Annotated in this window: 16 protein-coding genes; 9 read left to right on the top strand and 7 right to left on the bottom strand. The window is 65.5% G+C overall.

Annotated elements, in window-relative coordinates; genetic code table 11:
- Window positions 1-63 precede the first annotated feature (63 nt).
- Window positions 64-1,209, bottom strand: a complete 1,146-nt coding sequence (locus KRR38_RS24010; RefSeq protein WP_217405978.1) for a sulfotransferase — start codon at window positions 1,207-1,209, stop codon at window positions 64-66.
- A 119-nt stretch (window positions 1,210-1,328) separates the two neighbouring features.
- On the opposite strand from KRR38_RS24010, the gene KRR38_RS24015 reads away from it, so the two are divergent.
- From KRR38_RS24015 to KRR38_RS24045, 7 genes are read left to right on the top strand one after another with little or no spacing between them, the layout of a single operon-like run.
- Entirely contained in the window at window positions 1,329-2,981 is a 1,653-nt protein-coding gene (locus KRR38_RS24015) for an SRPBCC family protein (protein ID WP_217405979.1), read from the top strand.
- Window positions 2,981-4,690 (top strand): FAD-binding protein, encoded by a 1,710-nt coding sequence (locus KRR38_RS24020; protein WP_217405980.1) that lies wholly within the window; start codon window positions 2,981-2,983, stop codon window positions 4,688-4,690. Before KRR38_RS24015 ends, KRR38_RS24020 begins: the two co-directional genes overlap by 1 nt.
- A 13-nt stretch (window positions 4,691-4,703) precedes the next feature.
- Complete coding sequence (locus KRR38_RS24025) at window positions 4,704-5,507, top strand: SDR family oxidoreductase (protein ID WP_217405981.1); 804 nt, start codon at window positions 4,704-4,706, stop codon at window positions 5,505-5,507.
- Window positions 5,494-6,279 carry an SDR family oxidoreductase gene (locus tag KRR38_RS24030; RefSeq protein WP_309141128.1) on the top strand — a complete coding sequence of 262 codons (786 nt, stop codon included), beginning with the start codon at window positions 5,494-5,496 and terminating at the stop codon, window positions 6,277-6,279. Before KRR38_RS24025 ends, KRR38_RS24030 begins: the two co-directional genes overlap by 14 nt.
- An 18-nt stretch (window positions 6,280-6,297) precedes the next feature.
- Complete coding sequence (locus tag KRR38_RS24035) at window positions 6,298-6,891, top strand: TetR/AcrR family transcriptional regulator (RefSeq protein WP_217405983.1); 594 nt, start codon at window positions 6,298-6,300, stop codon at window positions 6,889-6,891.
- Window positions 6,892-6,909: 18 nt separating this feature from the next.
- A complete protein-coding gene (locus tag KRR38_RS24040; RefSeq protein ID WP_217405984.1) occupies window positions 6,910-7,263 on the top strand; it encodes a hypothetical protein in 354 nt (117 codons plus the stop codon).
- The gene (locus tag KRR38_RS24045) at window positions 7,260-7,706 is read left to right on the top strand and encodes a nuclear transport factor 2 family protein (RefSeq protein WP_217405985.1); all 447 of its coding nucleotides are present in this window, start codon (window positions 7,260-7,262) and stop codon (window positions 7,704-7,706) included. The genes KRR38_RS24040 and KRR38_RS24045 overlap by 4 nt, the downstream gene beginning before the upstream one ends.
- Before the next feature lie 46 nt (window positions 7,707-7,752).
- Here the strand turns inward: KRR38_RS24045 and KRR38_RS24050 are convergent, their stop codons facing one another.
- Both KRR38_RS24050 and KRR38_RS24055 read right to left on the bottom strand, forming a co-directional pair.
- Window positions 7,753-8,814 (bottom strand): aldo/keto reductase, encoded by a 1,062-nt coding sequence (locus KRR38_RS24050; RefSeq protein WP_217405986.1) that lies wholly within the window; start codon window positions 8,812-8,814, stop codon window positions 7,753-7,755.
- A 2-nt stretch (window positions 8,815-8,816) separates the two neighbouring features.
- Window positions 8,817-9,518 (bottom strand): TetR/AcrR family transcriptional regulator, encoded by a 702-nt coding sequence (locus KRR38_RS24055; RefSeq protein ID WP_217405987.1) that lies wholly within the window; start codon window positions 9,516-9,518, stop codon window positions 8,817-8,819.
- Window positions 9,519-9,695: 177 nt separating this feature from the next.
- Between KRR38_RS24055 and KRR38_RS24060 the strand changes: the two genes are divergently transcribed.
- Window positions 9,696-11,144 (top strand): hypothetical protein, encoded by a 1,449-nt coding sequence (locus tag KRR38_RS24060; RefSeq protein ID WP_217405988.1) that lies wholly within the window; start codon window positions 9,696-9,698, stop codon window positions 11,142-11,144.
- A 5-nt stretch (window positions 11,145-11,149) separates the two neighbouring features.
- Window positions 11,150-12,628, top strand: coding sequence for an acyl-CoA reductase (locus KRR38_RS24065; RefSeq protein ID WP_217405989.1), 1,479 nt, complete (start codon window positions 11,150-11,152; stop codon window positions 12,626-12,628).
- A gap of 53 nt (window positions 12,629-12,681) precedes the next feature.
- Here the strand turns inward: KRR38_RS24065 and KRR38_RS24070 are convergent, their stop codons facing one another.
- The 4 genes from KRR38_RS24070 to fliS form a co-directional block, all read right to left on the bottom strand.
- Complete coding sequence (locus tag KRR38_RS24070; RefSeq protein ID WP_217405990.1) at window positions 12,682-13,647, bottom strand: alpha/beta hydrolase; 966 nt, start codon at window positions 13,645-13,647, stop codon at window positions 12,682-12,684.
- 17 nt (window positions 13,648-13,664) lie between these two features.
- On the bottom strand, window positions 13,665-14,231 hold the full coding sequence (locus KRR38_RS24075) for a TetR/AcrR family transcriptional regulator (RefSeq protein ID WP_217405991.1): 567 nt from the start codon (window positions 14,229-14,231) through the stop codon (window positions 13,665-13,667).
- Window positions 14,232-14,293: 62 nt separating this feature from the next.
- Window positions 14,294-14,914 (bottom strand): response regulator transcription factor, encoded by a 621-nt coding sequence (locus KRR38_RS24080; RefSeq protein WP_217405992.1) that lies wholly within the window; start codon window positions 14,912-14,914, stop codon window positions 14,294-14,296.
- 68 nt (window positions 14,915-14,982) lie between these two features.
- A complete protein-coding gene (gene fliS / locus KRR38_RS24085; RefSeq protein ID WP_217405993.1) occupies window positions 14,983-15,360 on the bottom strand; it encodes a flagellar export chaperone FliS in 378 nt (125 codons plus the stop codon).
- Between the last annotated feature and the right edge of the window lies 1 nt (window position 15,361).

Below are 15,361 nucleotides of genomic sequence, written 5' to 3' on the forward strand. Positions count from 1 at the left end.
CTCCCTCATGCCTATGCAGTACGCGCTATCTAGGTCACGGCGTCAACCCTGCACGGGCCAAAGCTAGGCCTTCACGGGTATGTCATAGCGCTCGATATAGCTCTTGAACCGCTCGCGCACGGCTTCCTTGGTGAGGCCGTATTCGGCCAGGTCGTAGCTGTGCTTGCCGTGCTTGCCCTTCTGGTTGTCGGCCATGTAGGCCTGCATCGCCGCTTCGGCTTCGGGTGTGAACTCTTCGTCGAAGCGCGCATAGATGCCGCGCACCGTGCCGATCGCGTCGCGCACGATGTCGGCATACTGGACGTCGTGGATAGCGTCGGCCCCGTGCTTCGCCTTGAACGCGTCGGCGCGGTCGATCATCACCTGGAACGTGTCCATGAAGCTCTCGCCGATGCCCTTGAGATCGACGTCGTCGCTGTAAACCCCGCGCACGTATTTGATCAGGCTGCAGATCGATCCGACCACTTCGGCCGGGTCGCGGTGCGTCATGACAAGCTGGGCGTCGGGATAGGTCTCGGTCAGTGCGTCGAGATAGAGCGGGTGCCAGGGGTTCTTGAGCGTCCAGCGGCCCTTGGTGTGCTGCTGGAGCACCTGCAGCGTGCGCTTGTGCTGGCGGAAGGCGGGGCGGTAGTCCGCCTCATGCAGGAACCACTGGCGATAGCTTGGGATGTCGGCCTGCGATTCGTAGACCTGCGAGCAGAAGCTCGGCGTCATCAGGAACTGGCACTCGGTCGGGCTGTCGGCGTCCTCGTAGTGGATCGCGGCGATCTCTGGCATGAACTTGAGCGCCATCTGCGTCTTGTCCTGCATCGCCTGATAGCGTGGGCCCGCACTGAGTTCGTGCCGCTGGGCGGGCGGGGTTGGATCATAGGCTTCCCAGCGCAGGAACGAACGGCGCGCCGGATCGGCATTGAGCAGGTTGATCGCCAAGGTCGTCCCCGTGCGCGGCAGGCCGAAGACGAACAGCGGCTTTTCGATCGGCGCGTCGAGCAGTTCGGGATGGTCCTTGAGCCAGCCTTCCACTTTCATGCGGATCGCCATGTAGGTGACGAGATCGGCGTGGGCCATCGCCGAGCCCCGCTCGGTGAAGCGGGCTTCGCCGGCATAAGCATCGAGCAGGCGCTGCAGCCCGTCGAGGCACGACGGATCGCCGATATCGGTCAAACCGGTCTGGGCTGAGGCGGCGGCGATGATTTTTTCGACAGTCATGTTGTATTTTCCAGTTGCGGCGCGGCCGCCCATGCTCTCAAAGTGACTCTGATTGCAAGGCCGCATTCCTTCGGGACATGCTGCCGCAAAACGAATCGAGTGTGGAGCGGAGAGGCATCATGCGGGTCGAACCCCATCCTATCAGCGGCGCAGTCTATGAGGCTATCGGCGACGGCCTGGTCCGGGTCGAGGACAAGGCCAAGGGCAAGTCGGGCGTGTTCCGCTGGGACGGCACCTGGATTCAGGGCGATGTGACCTATGCCGATCCGCACATGCTGATCTACATCGGCGGGCCGGACCTGCCCGAGGGGCGCGACATTCCCTATCCGCTGATGCCGCCGCTCGAGCGGGACATACCCGAATTCCTCCAATCGCCGATCGGCGCGATGGTGACGCGTCAGGCGCCGCAGGAGTCGCGCATCATCGCGCCCTATGTCGGCGATCCCGGCAAGGAAACTCCCGAAGGCACGCGATCGGCATCGTACCTGCCGCTCGATTTCTTCGTGCAGAACGAGCGTCGCCCCGATCTGCTGCCCGAGGTCTACCGCACAGTGTCGCCGCCAGTCGGCGGCCCGGTCGAGATCCCGGTCGGCCGCTATATCGACCGCAGGTATCACGAGCTCGAAGTCGAGCACCTGTGGAAGAAGACCTGGCAGATGGCCTGCCGCGAGGACGATATCCCGGAGGTAGGCGACTACTACCTCTATCAGGTGGCTAGCCTGCAGTACCTGATCGTCCGCACCGCGCCCGGAGAGATCAAGGCCCACGTCAACGCCTGCCTGCACCGCGGCCGCCAGCTGCGTGAATGCCATGGCCGGCAGGCGCACGAGTTTCGTTGCCCGTTCCACGGCTGGACCTGGAACATCGATGGCTCGCTCAAGATCCTGACGAGCGAGTGGGACTTCCCGGGCGTGCGCGCCAAGGTCTCGCAACTGCCCGGCGCAAAAGTAGCGACCTGGGCCGGCTTCGTCTTCGTCAATCCCGATCCAGACGCGGGTCCCTTCGAGGACTACACCGGTCCCGAGATGCTGGCGCACTACGCCAAGACCAAGCTGCAGAACCGCTACAAGCAGGCCGATGTCACCAAGGTGATCCGCGCCAACTGGAAGACCGTGCAGGAGGCCTTCCTCGAAGGCTGGCACAGCCTGGCGACGCACCCGCAGCTGCTGCTGTCGGGCGGCGATGTTGCCGATGTTCGCTTCGACCTGTTCGGCAACTGGGCGCGCATGGGCCACGCCGGCGCGGGCGGATCGAGCCCGCACCGTGGCATCATCCAGTCGCCCGAAGCGGCGCTCGAAGGTTATCGCCAGTCGGCCGACTTCAACCGCGAATACCTGCGCGGGCTGATCGGTGATGAGGCCGATCTCTACGCCGACATGGAACTGGCCGAGCAGACCTTCAGCAACCTGTTCCCCAACTTCAGCCCTTGGGGCGGCTGGGCGCGCATCGTCTATCGGTTTCGCCCGAACGGCGACAACCACGAGGAATGTCAGATGCATGTGATGATGCTGGCGCCCTGGCCCGAGGGCAAACCCAAGCCGGCTCCGTTTCCGCCGCGCTTCCTCGGCGCGGACGATCACTGGACGCAGGCGCCCGAACTGGGCTCGCTCGCCAAGATCTTCGAACAGGACACCGGCAACGTGCCGCAGGTCTATCGCGGCATGAAGACCAAGCAGCCGCCGTCGATCTGGCTGTCCGGCTATCAGGAATCGGTCATCCGCAACTTCCACCGGATCTACGCAGAACGCCTCGGACTGGCGGAAGGCGAGTGATGCGGCCCGATCACCGCTTTCTCGATGACCTCGTCCCCACCGCTAACCGGGTCGAGCCGGCGCGAGTGATCGACGATGCAGAAGCCGAAAACTGGGATGCGGTCTGCGACGTCCTCGTCGTCGGGCTCGGCATGGCGGGGGTCTGCGCCGCGCTGCGCACCGCCGAGGACCGCAGCCTCGACGTCATCGCCATCGACCGCGGTGCCGGCGGCGGCGCGTCGAAGCTCTCGGGTGGCGTCGTCTACATGGGTGGGGGAACCAAGGCCCAGCGCGAGGCGGGGCTCGAGGACAGCCCCGAGAACATGGCGAACTATCTGACCTTCGAGACGGGCAACATCGTCCGCGGTGACACGGTCCGTCGCTTCGCCAAGGCCAGCGGCAGCTTCCAGGACTGGCTGGAGAAGTACGGCGCGCGCTTCGGCGGCCCGGCGACGGTGGAGAAGACCTCGTACCCCAATGAGGGCACGATCTATTTCTCGGGCAACGAGGTGACCGTTCCCGGGCGCGAGCGTGCCACGGCAGTCCAGCGCGGCCACCGAGCCAAGCCGCCCAAAGGGGGCGAACCGACCAAGCTTTCCGGCCAGTACCTGCTGCCGCCGCTGATCGCATCGCTGGAGCGTCAGCCGAACGCGCGCCTTTTCCGTCAGACCCGCGCGACGCGGATGGTCGTGGACCAGACAGGCGCCGTCGTCGGGATCGAGGTGCTGCGGGTGCCCCCGGGCTTCGCCGCCTGGCGCCATGCCAAGTACATGGACCTCGTCAACAACCTCGCGATGGGCGTGCTCGGCTGGGTCGACAAGCTCAAGGCGCGGATCGTTGGGATCGAGCAAAGCAAGGCCAGGCCGATGCGCATTCGAGCGCGCAAGGGTGTGGTGCTGTCGGCCGGCGGTTTCATCTTCAACCGGACGATGCTCGAGAAGCTTGCGCCTGACTATCTCGGCGTCGCGCCGTTGGGCACGATTGCGGACGACGGCTCGGGCATCAAGCTCGGCATGACCGTCGGCGCACGAACCGACATGCTCGAGCGGATCTCGGCCTGGAAGTTCCTCTACCCACCGGCAAGCTTCACCAAGAGCGTCTCGATCGACGGTAACGCCGACCGGCTGGTCAACGAGGAGTTCTACGGCGCGCGGACCGGCGAAGCGCTGTTCGGCCGCGCTGGCGGCAAGGGCTGGCTGATCCTCGACGCGCCCTTGTGGAAGGACACGGTCCACGAGATGCACACGGCGAAGAAGATGTTCTTCCAGAAGGTGCAATACCGCGCAATCGAGAACGACTACACGGTCAGCGCCGATACGCTGGAGGAACTGGCGGTCAAGATCGGCGTGCCGCCTGAACGGCTCGCGAAGACGATCGCCGACTACAACGCCTCGATCGATGCCGGCACGCCCGATGCGTTGGTCAAGTCAGACAAGCTGCGGCGCAAGATCGTCGAGGCGCCGTTCTACGCGAACGACATCGGCCTCGGCGCCAGGTTCTCGCCGACTTCGGCGATCACGGTTGGCGGGCTTGTCGTCGACGAGGATACCGGAGAAGTGCTGTCGAGCGATGGCGGCAAGGTGCCGGGCCTTTACGCGGCCGGTCGCAACGCCGTGGGCATCTGCTCGCACTACTATGTCAGCGGCCTGTCGCTGGGCGACTGCATCTGGTCGGGTTTGCGCGCGGCCGAGACGATCAAGGGCAACGGCGGCGTCGAAGCGCTGGCCTGAAGGAGACGATGCGATGGATCTGAGCCAGGCTAGGCACGCTTTCGTGACAGGGGGCGCCAGCGGTATCGGCTTGGGCGTGGCCGATGCGCTTGTCGCCAGAGGGCTCGCGGTGACGATAGCTGACATCGACGCGGATGCTGTCGAGCGTGCCCTCGCCGGGCGCGCGAATTTCCGCGGTGTCGTGCTCGACGTCCGCGACCGCGGAGGCTGGGCGCGCGCAAAGGCCGAGGCTGAGGCTGCTTTCGGACCCGTCGACGTGCTGGTGAACAACGCCGGGATCGGCCCCGACGGCGCGCAGATCGCCGATCTGACCTACGAAAGCTTCGACCGGATCGTCGGGATCAACCTCGTCGGCGTGTTCAACGGCGTCGCCACCTTTGCCTCCGACATGCGTGGGCGCGGCCGGGGGCACATCGTCAATACCGCCTCGATCGCCGGCCTCTTCGCCAGTGCGCCGGGCGTCAGCGCCTACGGCCTGGCCAAGTTCGGCGTCGTCGCGATGACCGAGACGATGCGCGGCGAACTGGCCCCGCATGGGGTTGGCGCATCGGTGCTCTGCCCGGGCTTCGTCGCCACCAACATCATCGCCAATACCGCCAGGCTCAGCGGTGAGGAAACCGACTACGACGGCGGTGTGGCTCCGGGCAGCGGCATGAGCCCTGCCGAGGCCGGCGAGATCGTCGCGCGCGGGATTGGGGCCGACCGGCTCTATATTCTCACGCACCCGGAGATGTGGCCGATGATCGAAGGTCGTCACAATGCCATCGCAGCGGACTTTGCGGCGGCTGACAAGGAGCAAGCCGGTGCAACTGTCTGAAGCCCGCCACGCCTTCGTCACCGGCGGTGCGAGCGGCCTCGGCCTCGGGATCGCCGATGCCTTGGCCAGCCGCGGCGTGCGCGTGACCATCGCCGACATCAACGACGAGGCGCTCGCCGCAGTCCTGACGACGCGCGGCAACAGCTTCCGCGGCGTCGTGCTCGACACGCGCGACCGCGAGGGCTGGCAGCGCGCCAAGGCAGAAGCGGAAGCCGCGTTCGGTCCGGTCGACGTGCTCATCAGCAACGCCGGCATCGCGCCCAACGGCAAGCCTTTCACCGAGATGGACCCCGAGAGCTTCGATCGCATCGTCGCGATCAACCTGACCGGCATCTACAACGGCGTTGCGGCTTTCGCCGCCGATATGGCCGCGCGGGGCAGGGGGCATATCGTCCTAACCTCTTCGCAAGCCGGGCTTGTGACCACGGTGCCCGGTGTCGGCGCCTATTCGGTGGCGAAATTCGGCGTGACGGCGCTCGGCGAGGGGCTGCGGACCGAGCTTGCGCCGCAAGGCGTCGGTGTGACTGTGCTGTTCCCCGGCTATGTCCAGACCAACCTCGCGGCGAACACCCAGCGCGTGGGCGGCGATATCCGCAAGTACAGCGATGTCGTGATGACTTCCGATGTCACCCCCGCCGATGTCGGCGAGATGGTGGCCGACGGAATCGAGCAGGACGCGGCCTATGTGGTCACGCACAAGCAAGTCTGGCCGGGGGTCGAGAAGCGCATGCAGGCGATCAAGGACGCTTGCGACTATCGGCTGGCGCGTTGAGCCGCTAGACAATCTGCCATGGACGCTCCCCGCCAAGTGCCTCGCCGGAACAAGGGTTTCGAGGAAACCCACCAGGAATTGATAGAGACGGCTGTGCGTCTGATCTCCGAAAGCGGCACCGATGCACTGTCGATCACCGCGCTGGCCAAGGCGATGGGGATCAACCGCACCACGGTCTATTACCACTTCGACAGTCGGGAGGCCTTGCTGCACGCCGTATCGAGCTGGGCGACGGCGCAGCTCGCCAAGGGTATGGACCTGAACCTGAGCCGGCCCGAGCGCATCGGCCTGATCAGCCGCTTCTCGCTGGAGAATCCCGAGCTGATCAAGCTGTGGATCGACGATTTCGTCTCCGGTTCCGACATCCGCGATTCCTATTCATGCTGGGATGCGCTGGTCGAACCCACGCGCGGCACGCTGGCCGAGGCGAACCCGGGCGAGGAGATCGACGCCGAGATCTACTGCGTGATGCTGCTCGCCGCCTCGATCATTGGCCCGCGCGTCTATCGCAACAGCGTGAATCCGGCCGCGAGCACCGAGGAGATCGTCGCCCGGTTCGTGCGCGAGCATCAGCGCGTGCTGGCCCGCGACGGGCTGGATCGCAACGAATAACAGGAGAGAGGATACGCCATGGCCACCACGCTGCCCAAAGGCTTCGAAGCGCTAGAGCCTTTCGTCGACCGTTTCGCCGTGGCCGGTACGGCCAATCGCGCCCAGCTGCGCAGCGATACTTCGCCCGAGGAGCGCGAGGCGTTCCACGCGGCGGCGGTAAACCTGATCGCGCCGGCGCTGGACCTGCTCGACCGCAAGCCGCTGGATCGGCTTGACGAAAGCGAGCAGCGGCTGCTGAACCTCACGCTCAGCTTTTCGCACGTCGCGCTGGCGGTGGAGATCCAGGGCCCCGATGAAGAGCGCCATGCCGAGCTGCGCCGATACATGCGCATCACCCGCTCGCCCGCCGATGCAGTGGGAGAGGCAGCATGAGCGATCTTGCCGAGCGGATCGACCACGTGGAATCGCGGCTCGAGATCGCCGATCTGATCTACAGCTATGCGCGATACATCCGCCGCGACGAGCCCGAGAATGTGGCGCAACTGTTCCTGCCGAATGGAACTTTCGAGGTGCGCGACGGTCATCCCGACAACCCGGAATATTCGGTGCGCAGCTTCAACGCCAATGCGCAGGAGGTGCACGACCACCTCGCGCCAAACAAGGGCAAGCCGCACCCGGTGCCGCTGATCCGCAACCTCATCGTCGAGGTCGACGGCGACACCGCCACGGCCAATTCGGTGATGAACGCGACAATCTACGGCACCAGCCACGCGATCCAGGGCGAGTATCGCGACCATTGCCAGCGGGTCGATGGGCGTTGGTACTTCAAGTCGCGGATCTTCACGATCTACGCGAGAGCCTCGTCGGGCGTGTAATCGCTAGACCCTTCTCCCGCCTAGGAGCGGGAGAAGGGAAGCTTTCTTACCGTTCCTGAACGCGCACGCCGCCGAACATCATGCTTTCGGCCGGACCCTTGAGCACGTCCATCGGGAACACCGGCTCGACCGCGCTGACCGCGTTCAGCCGCGCGAGCTGATCGGCCGAGATGTCGACTGCCAGCGCGCCGAGGTTGTCTTCGAGCTGCGCCGGGGTGCGCACGCCGATCACCGGCGAGCAGACCGCGGGATTGGCCAGCGTCCAGGCGACGGCGAGCTGTGCGGGCGTGCAGCCGATCTCCCTGGCGACTTCGACCACCACGTCGGCGATGTCGAGGTTCTTCTCGGTCAGCTTGCCGGTCACCGCGTTGATCGCCTTGCGCGAGGAGATGTCGTTCATGTCGCCGGGAACGAGGTCTGCCCGCGTATACTTGCCGGTGAGCATGCCCTGGCCGAGAGGTGCCCAGGGCGAGACGCCCATGCCCATCTCCAGGCCCATCGGGATCATCTCGCGCTCGACCGTGCGCTCGACCAGGCTGTACTGGATCTGCAGCGCGCAGAACTGGCTCCAGCCGCGCAGCTCGGCAATGGCCTGCATGCGGCTCGCCTGCCAGGCGGGCGTGTCCGAAAGGCCGATATAGAGCACCTTGCCCGAGCGGACGAGGTCATCGAACGAGCGCAGCACTTCGTCGACCGGGGTGCGGAAGTCCCACATGTGGAGATAGAGCAGGTCGATGTAGTCGGTCTGCATGCGCTTGAGGCTGTCCTCGACCGAGCGGACCATGTTCTTGCGGTGGTTGCCGCTGGCGTTGGGATTGCCCGGCTCGGTGGTCAGCGAATACTTGGTCGAGATCACCATGCGGTGGCGGCGATCCTTGACCAGCTCACCCAGCAGCGTTTCCGAACCGCCGTGCGCGCCGTAGAAGTCGGCCGTGTCGATGAAGTTGCCGCCGCGGTCGGTGAACGTGTCGACCATCGTCTTGGCTTCTTCGTCGCTACTGCCCCAGGAGCCGCCGCCGACGCGGAAGGTCATCGTGCCAAGCGCGAGGGGCGATACGCGCAGCCCTGAGCGGCCGAGCAGGCGATAGTCGTCGAGTTGCAAAGCCATTCTTACTCTCCCGAGTCTTGTGTCTTGTCGTGTGCTCTGTCGCCACCTCTGTCCTTGGCGAAGCCGCCTGTCGACAGGCGGGTGAACTGCCTTGCCACCTCGGACAAGTCGGCCTGCCCATCCTCATCCTTGGCGTGCTCGCCGAAGTGCCGGTCCATCGCGATGGCGAAGGTCATGCCGAAGATGGCCAGGCCGACGAAGTCGAGATCGAGCCCGTCACGGGTCAGGCCGTCGAGGATTTCGCCGCGCCGGTGGATGATCGGCGCGAGGTGTTCGCGATAAAGCTCGCGGCCAAGGTCCGGGTCGCTGAACAGCGCGGCGGTGAACAGCGGGAAGATCTGGACCATGTCCTCGATGTGCCGCGTCGCCGAACCCAGGGCCATGCCGGCGAGTTCGTCGGGCGTAGTCGCCGCCTCGTAAGTCTCGCGCCGCGCCTGCATGCCGCGCATGGCGTCGATCAGCGGCTGGACCACGGCTTCCTGGAACAGGGCTTCCTTCGATTCGAAATGCTCGAAGATCGTCGCCTGGTTGACCGAGGCGGCAGCCGCAATGTCACGGGTGCGCGCGCCCTTGAGGTTCGACCGGGCGAAAACCTCCTGCGCGGCGGCGATGATCGACTTGCGGCGCTCGGCCGCGGGCAGATAGGCGCGGCGGGGGCGGGCGGCTTTGTCGGCACTGGACTGGTTTTTCTTCGCTGGATCCACCGAATATCCTACTCGTCGCACCGCGCCTGTGCCGTGTCGAAAGATTGCTAGCAAGCTGCGCCGGCAGATACAACCAACCATTTGGTTGATTTCGTGACGGCTCCGTCGCATGGTACGAATCGAGCCGGTTGGAGAAGCCTCCGCAGAGGCACGGGCGCAAAGGCACGGGAGAAGAGCATGGCAACTACCGCACCGCCGAAGGATACCGCGATCGAGCGCGAAGCAGAGCGCTGGATGAACGATCCCTACGAACACTTCGGCTATCACAACACGCGCATCCATTCGTTGCCGCGCGAGGAAGTGGAAGCTGTCCAGCTCGCCGCGATGAACCTGCGGCTGCAGGAGCGGCGCGGGCAGGTGCAGATGCTGGCCAAGCTGGCCGACGCGCAGGACATTCAGCAGGTGGGCACTCTGGAAGAGCTGGCGCCGCTGCTGATGCCGCACGACATCTACAAGTCCTATCCGCAGTCGCTGCTGGCCAAGCAGCAGTATGGCAAGCTCAACACCTGGCTGAACAAGCTGACGCGCTACAACCCCGAAGAGGTCGACGTGTCGCAGTGCGATTCGATCGATTCCTGGCTGACCAAGCTGCGCGACGATACCCCGCTCGACGTCGGCGCCTCGTCGGGTAGCTCGGGCACCTGCTCGTTCTATCCCAAGTCGAAGCGCGACTATTACCTGTCGATGATGGGTATGCGCGTGCAGCTTGCGCAGAAGTTCGGCGAGGAGCCCAAGCCCGGCGATATCGAGGACAAGATCCACGCGATCATTCCGCTCTACAAGGACGGCCACGCTTCGATGGGCGCCTTCGGCAAGTACTCGTGCGAGGTCTTCTGCAAGGGCGACCCCGACTACTGGCACTATTGCTTCGACTTCAAGCTGAGCTCGGACCTGATGTGGCTCGCCGCGCGGCTGCGCGCCGCCGCCGCCAAGGGCGACGTCAGCAAGGTCGACGTGCCGCCTTCGCTGCTCGCGCGCCGGGCCGAATGGGAAGCCGCGCAGAAGGCCATGCCCGACCAGCAGCTCGCTTTCGTCAACGAGATGATCGACAAGCTGCAGGGCCAGCGCGTCTTCGTCATGAGCACGTCGAACCTGCTCTATGCCGCGGCGAAGCGCGGGCTCGACGAAGGGCTATCGGGCGTCTTCGCGCCGAATTCGGTGTTCATGGGCGGCGGCGGCGCCAAGGGCGTGCCGCTTCCCGACGATCTCGAAGAGGTGATCGAGAAGTTCTTCAACACCAAGCGGATGATCTCGTCCTACGGCATGACCGAGATGAACTCCTTCTCGGTGCTCTGCGAGCATGACCGCTATCACGTGCTGCCCTGGGTCACGCCCTACATACTCGACCTCGACAGCGGCCAGCCGCTGCCGCGCAAGGGCACGCAGACCGGCCGCGCTGCCTTCTTCGACATGACCGCGGACTCCTGCTGGGGCGGCCTCGTCACCGGCGACGTCGTGTCGATCGATTTCGATCACCAGTGCGAATGCGGCCGCACCTCGCTGGCGATGGACAAGAAGATCAACCGCGTCAGCGAAATTTCGGGCGGAGACGACAAGATCTCCTGCGCCGCCACGCCGGGGGCCCAGGCCGAGGCGATGGAATTCCTCACCGGTTTTGGAGGTTAAGTGACATGATGGCCAAGCGACCCATTTCCTATGCCGTGCTGCGCGGCGAGGTCGTCGAGACCGATCTGATCGAATTCGGCGGCCGCGGCGGCGACATCACCTTCCTCGCGCCCGATCCGCACAAGATCGCCGACCGCATCCCGCTGGCCAGCCCGCGGCTGATGGAGGACATGTATTCGGTGCCGTTCGAGGGCATCCTCGATTACCTGGCCGAACTCGGCCCGCGGCTCGAGCTGAGCAAGAACCCCTACATGCAGGAGGCGCTCGAATATTCCTACGACACCGCGCCTTCGACCAAGCCGATCGTCGATGCCTTCTACCACGACCTGCCGTTCATGTTCGACAAGGAGCGGATCCGGAAGATGGTCGATTTCAATATCGGCATCGATCATCTGGAGGGCTGGGTCGAGCAGCAGCTCAACGGCTGCACTGTCGGCATCCGCGCCTATGGCTCGCGCCAGCTCCACATCGTCGCGGGCAACGGCCCGGTGCTCGGCGCCCTGACGATCATCCGCGGCGCGGTGACGCGCGGCGACATGATCATCAAGGTGCCCTCGAACGATCCCTTCACCACCGGCGCGATCGCCCGCACCATGGTCGACATGGCGCCCGATCACCCGATCACCAAGCACCTCGCGGTCGCTTACTGGCGCGGCGGTGACGAGGCGCTGGAATCCAAGATCTACCAGCCGCACAACATCGAGAAGATATGCGCCTGGGGCGGCTTCGCCTCGGTCAAGCACGTCACCAAGTACATCCAGCCGGGCATCGAGCTGATCAGCCTCGATCCGAAGCGCTCGGCCTCGATCATCGGCAAGGAAGCGTTGGAAAGCCCCGAGACGATGACGGAAGTCGGCAGCCGCATCGCCGCCGACTTCGCGCCCGGCAACCAGGTCGCCTGCTCGTCGAGCCGCCTCGTCTATGTCATGTGCGGCACCGAGGACGAGGACATCGAGAAGCTCAAGCAGCTCGGCCAGGCGACCTACGACGCGATGATCGATCTGCCCGAGGTGATCTCGACCAAGCCCAAGCGCTACGATCCCGACCTCAAGCGCCAGGTCGACACGCTGCGCCTGACCGACGATTTCTACACGGTGATCGGCGGAAAGGATGGCGAGGGCGCGATCCTCATCTCGCACACCTCGGACCGCGTCGAGTTCTGGGAATACCTGGGCGATCGCACGATCAACATCATCCCGGTCGATACGCTCGACGAAGTGCTCGACGTGGTCGACGCCTATACCCAGACCGTCGGCGTATGGCCCGACAACCTCTGGGACGTGGTGCGTCACAAGGGCGCGCTCCACGGCGGGCAGCGTTTCGTCGAGCTCGGTTATGGCTTCAACGGCGCCGGTCTCGTCGGTCCGCAGGACGGCATCGAGCCGATGCGCCGGATCGTGAAGTGGATCGTCTCCGAAAAGCCCTTGGCCGACAAGGTGCCGCTCTGGGGCGACACCGCCAAGGACGTGAAGATGCTGGCGTAACAGGCGTGGCGAGAAGACGGGAAGGGGTGGCCATTGTGCCGCGCCTTCTTGCGTCAGGCCACCTTCACTCCCAGCGCCCGGATCAGGGCATCCACGCGCCAGCGGATCGCCTGCTTCGTTTGCGGTGCATCCTGCGCGAGGCCGAAACCGTGGTAGGCGCCCGGAATGACATGCAGCTCGACCGGTACGCCCACCCGCGTCAGGCGGCGGGCATATTCTAGATCCTCCTCAAGGAAGAGATCGAGCGCGCCCACCATGATGTAGGCCGGCGGCAAGCCGGCCAGATCGCGCGTTCGCGCCGGAGCCGCCGCTTCGGGCACGTCCGGACCGCCGGGCTCGGTGCCCAGCAGCGCCCGCCAGCCGTAGTGGTTCATCGCCGCCGTCCAGCCGAAGTCGCCGCAATAGGGGTGCGGGTCGGCGGCGCTGCAGGTGCGGTCGTCGAGCATGGGGAAGTCGAGCAGCTGGAAGCAGATCGGCGGGCCCTTCTGGTCGCGCGCGTAGATCGCCAAGGCCGCCGCATGGCCGCCGCCCGCGCTGCCGCCGGCAATTGCTATCCGGGCCGGATCGACGCCCAATGTACTGGCATTGTCGTGCAGCCAAGTCAGGCCTGCATAGCAATCGTGCAGCGCGCCGGGCCACACGGTCTCGGGTGCGAGTCGGTAGTCGACCGACACGACGACGCAGCCGAGTTGAAGCGAGAGCGCGCGGTTACCTGCGTCGCCCATATCGGCATTGCCGATGACGAAGCCGCCGCCGTGGATTTCGAGCACCGCCGGGCGCGGGCCGGTCGCGGTGCCGGGCGGAGTGTAGATCAGGATGCGCACATCGGGATCGCCGGGGTGGCCCGGGATCATTCGTTCCTCATAGCCGACTGCGAGCAGTTCGGGCGGGAGCGGCGGGCGCTCGGCACCGAACATGTTGCCGCGATAGGGCTCGATCCCCGCGCTGAAGTCGATCTCGGGGAAGAACTCGAGCGCCGCGCGCAGTTCAGGCGCGACGAGGTCCAGGCGGTCGGTCATCGGTCTCTCCCCTCCGGTTATTGTTGCGGCGTCTGATCGACGATCGCCTGCACCGACTTGGCGAACCAGTCGGCGATGTGCCGGCGCTCGGCCTCGCTGGCGGCGGGAAGGGGCAGTTGCCGCAGATAGCTGACCAGCCCCGTCGCCAGCATGGCGATTTCGAGCGATCTCGCGCGGCCGTCGGGACCGCCGAGCCAGGCGGCGAGCGGGGCCACGCTCTGCGCCTCGAACACCCGCGCGGAGATGGCGGCCGCTTCGGGATCGCCGGAGGCCATGGCGATCATCAGTGGCGGGCGGATGGCGTTGGCGGGATCGAGCAGTGCCTCAGCCAGCCCCTTGCCGAGTGCCTCGCGCGGGTGCGACAGCGCCGTGGCCACCGGCATGGCCGCGGCGAGTGCCGCTTCGAACAGGCCTGCCTTCGAGCCGAAATAGCGAAGCAGCATCGTCGAACTCGTTCCCGCCAGGGCCGCGATCTCGCGGATGCCGGTGTGCGAATAGCCGGTTTCGGAAAAGGCGCGCTGCGCCGCTTCGAGAATCCGCGCGCGGGTCGCCGCGGCATCGCGCTTGCGGGGAAGGGTCGTCACGGCATCCACGTGGACTAGGTAAGGCCTTCCCTGACTGTGACGCAAGTCGCTGCGCCGCTCGGCTAATCGAGCGGCTGGGGCTCGCCCGCCAGCGAGGCCTCGATGGCGATGCGGATCGCTTCCGAGGTGTGCGTCGCACCGATCTTGTGCAGCATGTTGGCGCGGTGGATCTCTACCGTGCGCGGGCTGATCGCCAGGTTGTCGGCGATGGTCCGGTTCGAATGGCCCGCTGCGATGCCGACCAGGACATCGCGCTCGCGCGGGGTAAGGCGTTCGATCCGATTGCGTGCCATGGCTTCGCGCAGCTTGGCATTGCCGACGTTCTGGGCGCGCTCTTCGGCATATTCGAGCGTTTCGGTCAGTTCGGCAGCGTCGAAGGGCCAGGCGAGGTAGTCGATTGCGCCGCCGAGGATGGCATCGACGATCCGCCTCGGCGCCGGGTTTTCGCTGAAGGCCACGATCGGCAGCCAGCTGCCCGATTGCACGAGTTGCGCGGTCAGCGCCGGGATTGTCCCGTCGAGGTCGTTGACCATGATCAGCCCCTGGCGCGGCTGGTGGCCGCTCAGTTCGACGACCGTTTCGAAGGGTTCGACGTGGATGCCGTGGCCGCCGAGGAAATGGGAGATGGCGGCGCGGCGCTTCAGATCGCCATCCACCAGGATGATATGCCGTGCGCCCCTCATTACCCCGATGCTAGCAAGGATTGCGGTGGGGCGCTGTATATTTTTGCAGCCGTTCTGGAGGGTTCGTCCTACTGCGCGGATATGTTCATCGCGCGCGAGATCTCGATGAAATCGTTGCGGATCGTGCCCAGGATTGTGCCATCGAATTCGATCGCGCTGTCGAGGATTGCCCGGCGCGCAGCTTCGTAGAGATGGCGCAGCGCCTTGGCGGTGTCGTTCTCGCCGCTGACGCCGAGCTGCAGCGCGGTGATCGCGGAAAGGCCGCGCGTCAGCGCCTGGCTCTTGAGGCTGTTGTCGCCGCGCTCCTGCGCGAAGATCGCGCTGCCGAGCGAAGAGATCAGCTGTTCGTAACACAGGCCGACGAGGTGCCGGGGGTCGGCACCTTCGACCCGCGCGTCGAAGTCGATGCGGCGGTAAGCTTCGTTCGGAGAACGGATCGCGAGCATG

Source organism: Novosphingobium sp. G106, from assembly GCF_019075875.1.
In the GTDB taxonomy this organism is placed as follows: domain Bacteria; phylum Pseudomonadota; class Alphaproteobacteria; order Sphingomonadales; family Sphingomonadaceae; genus Novosphingobium.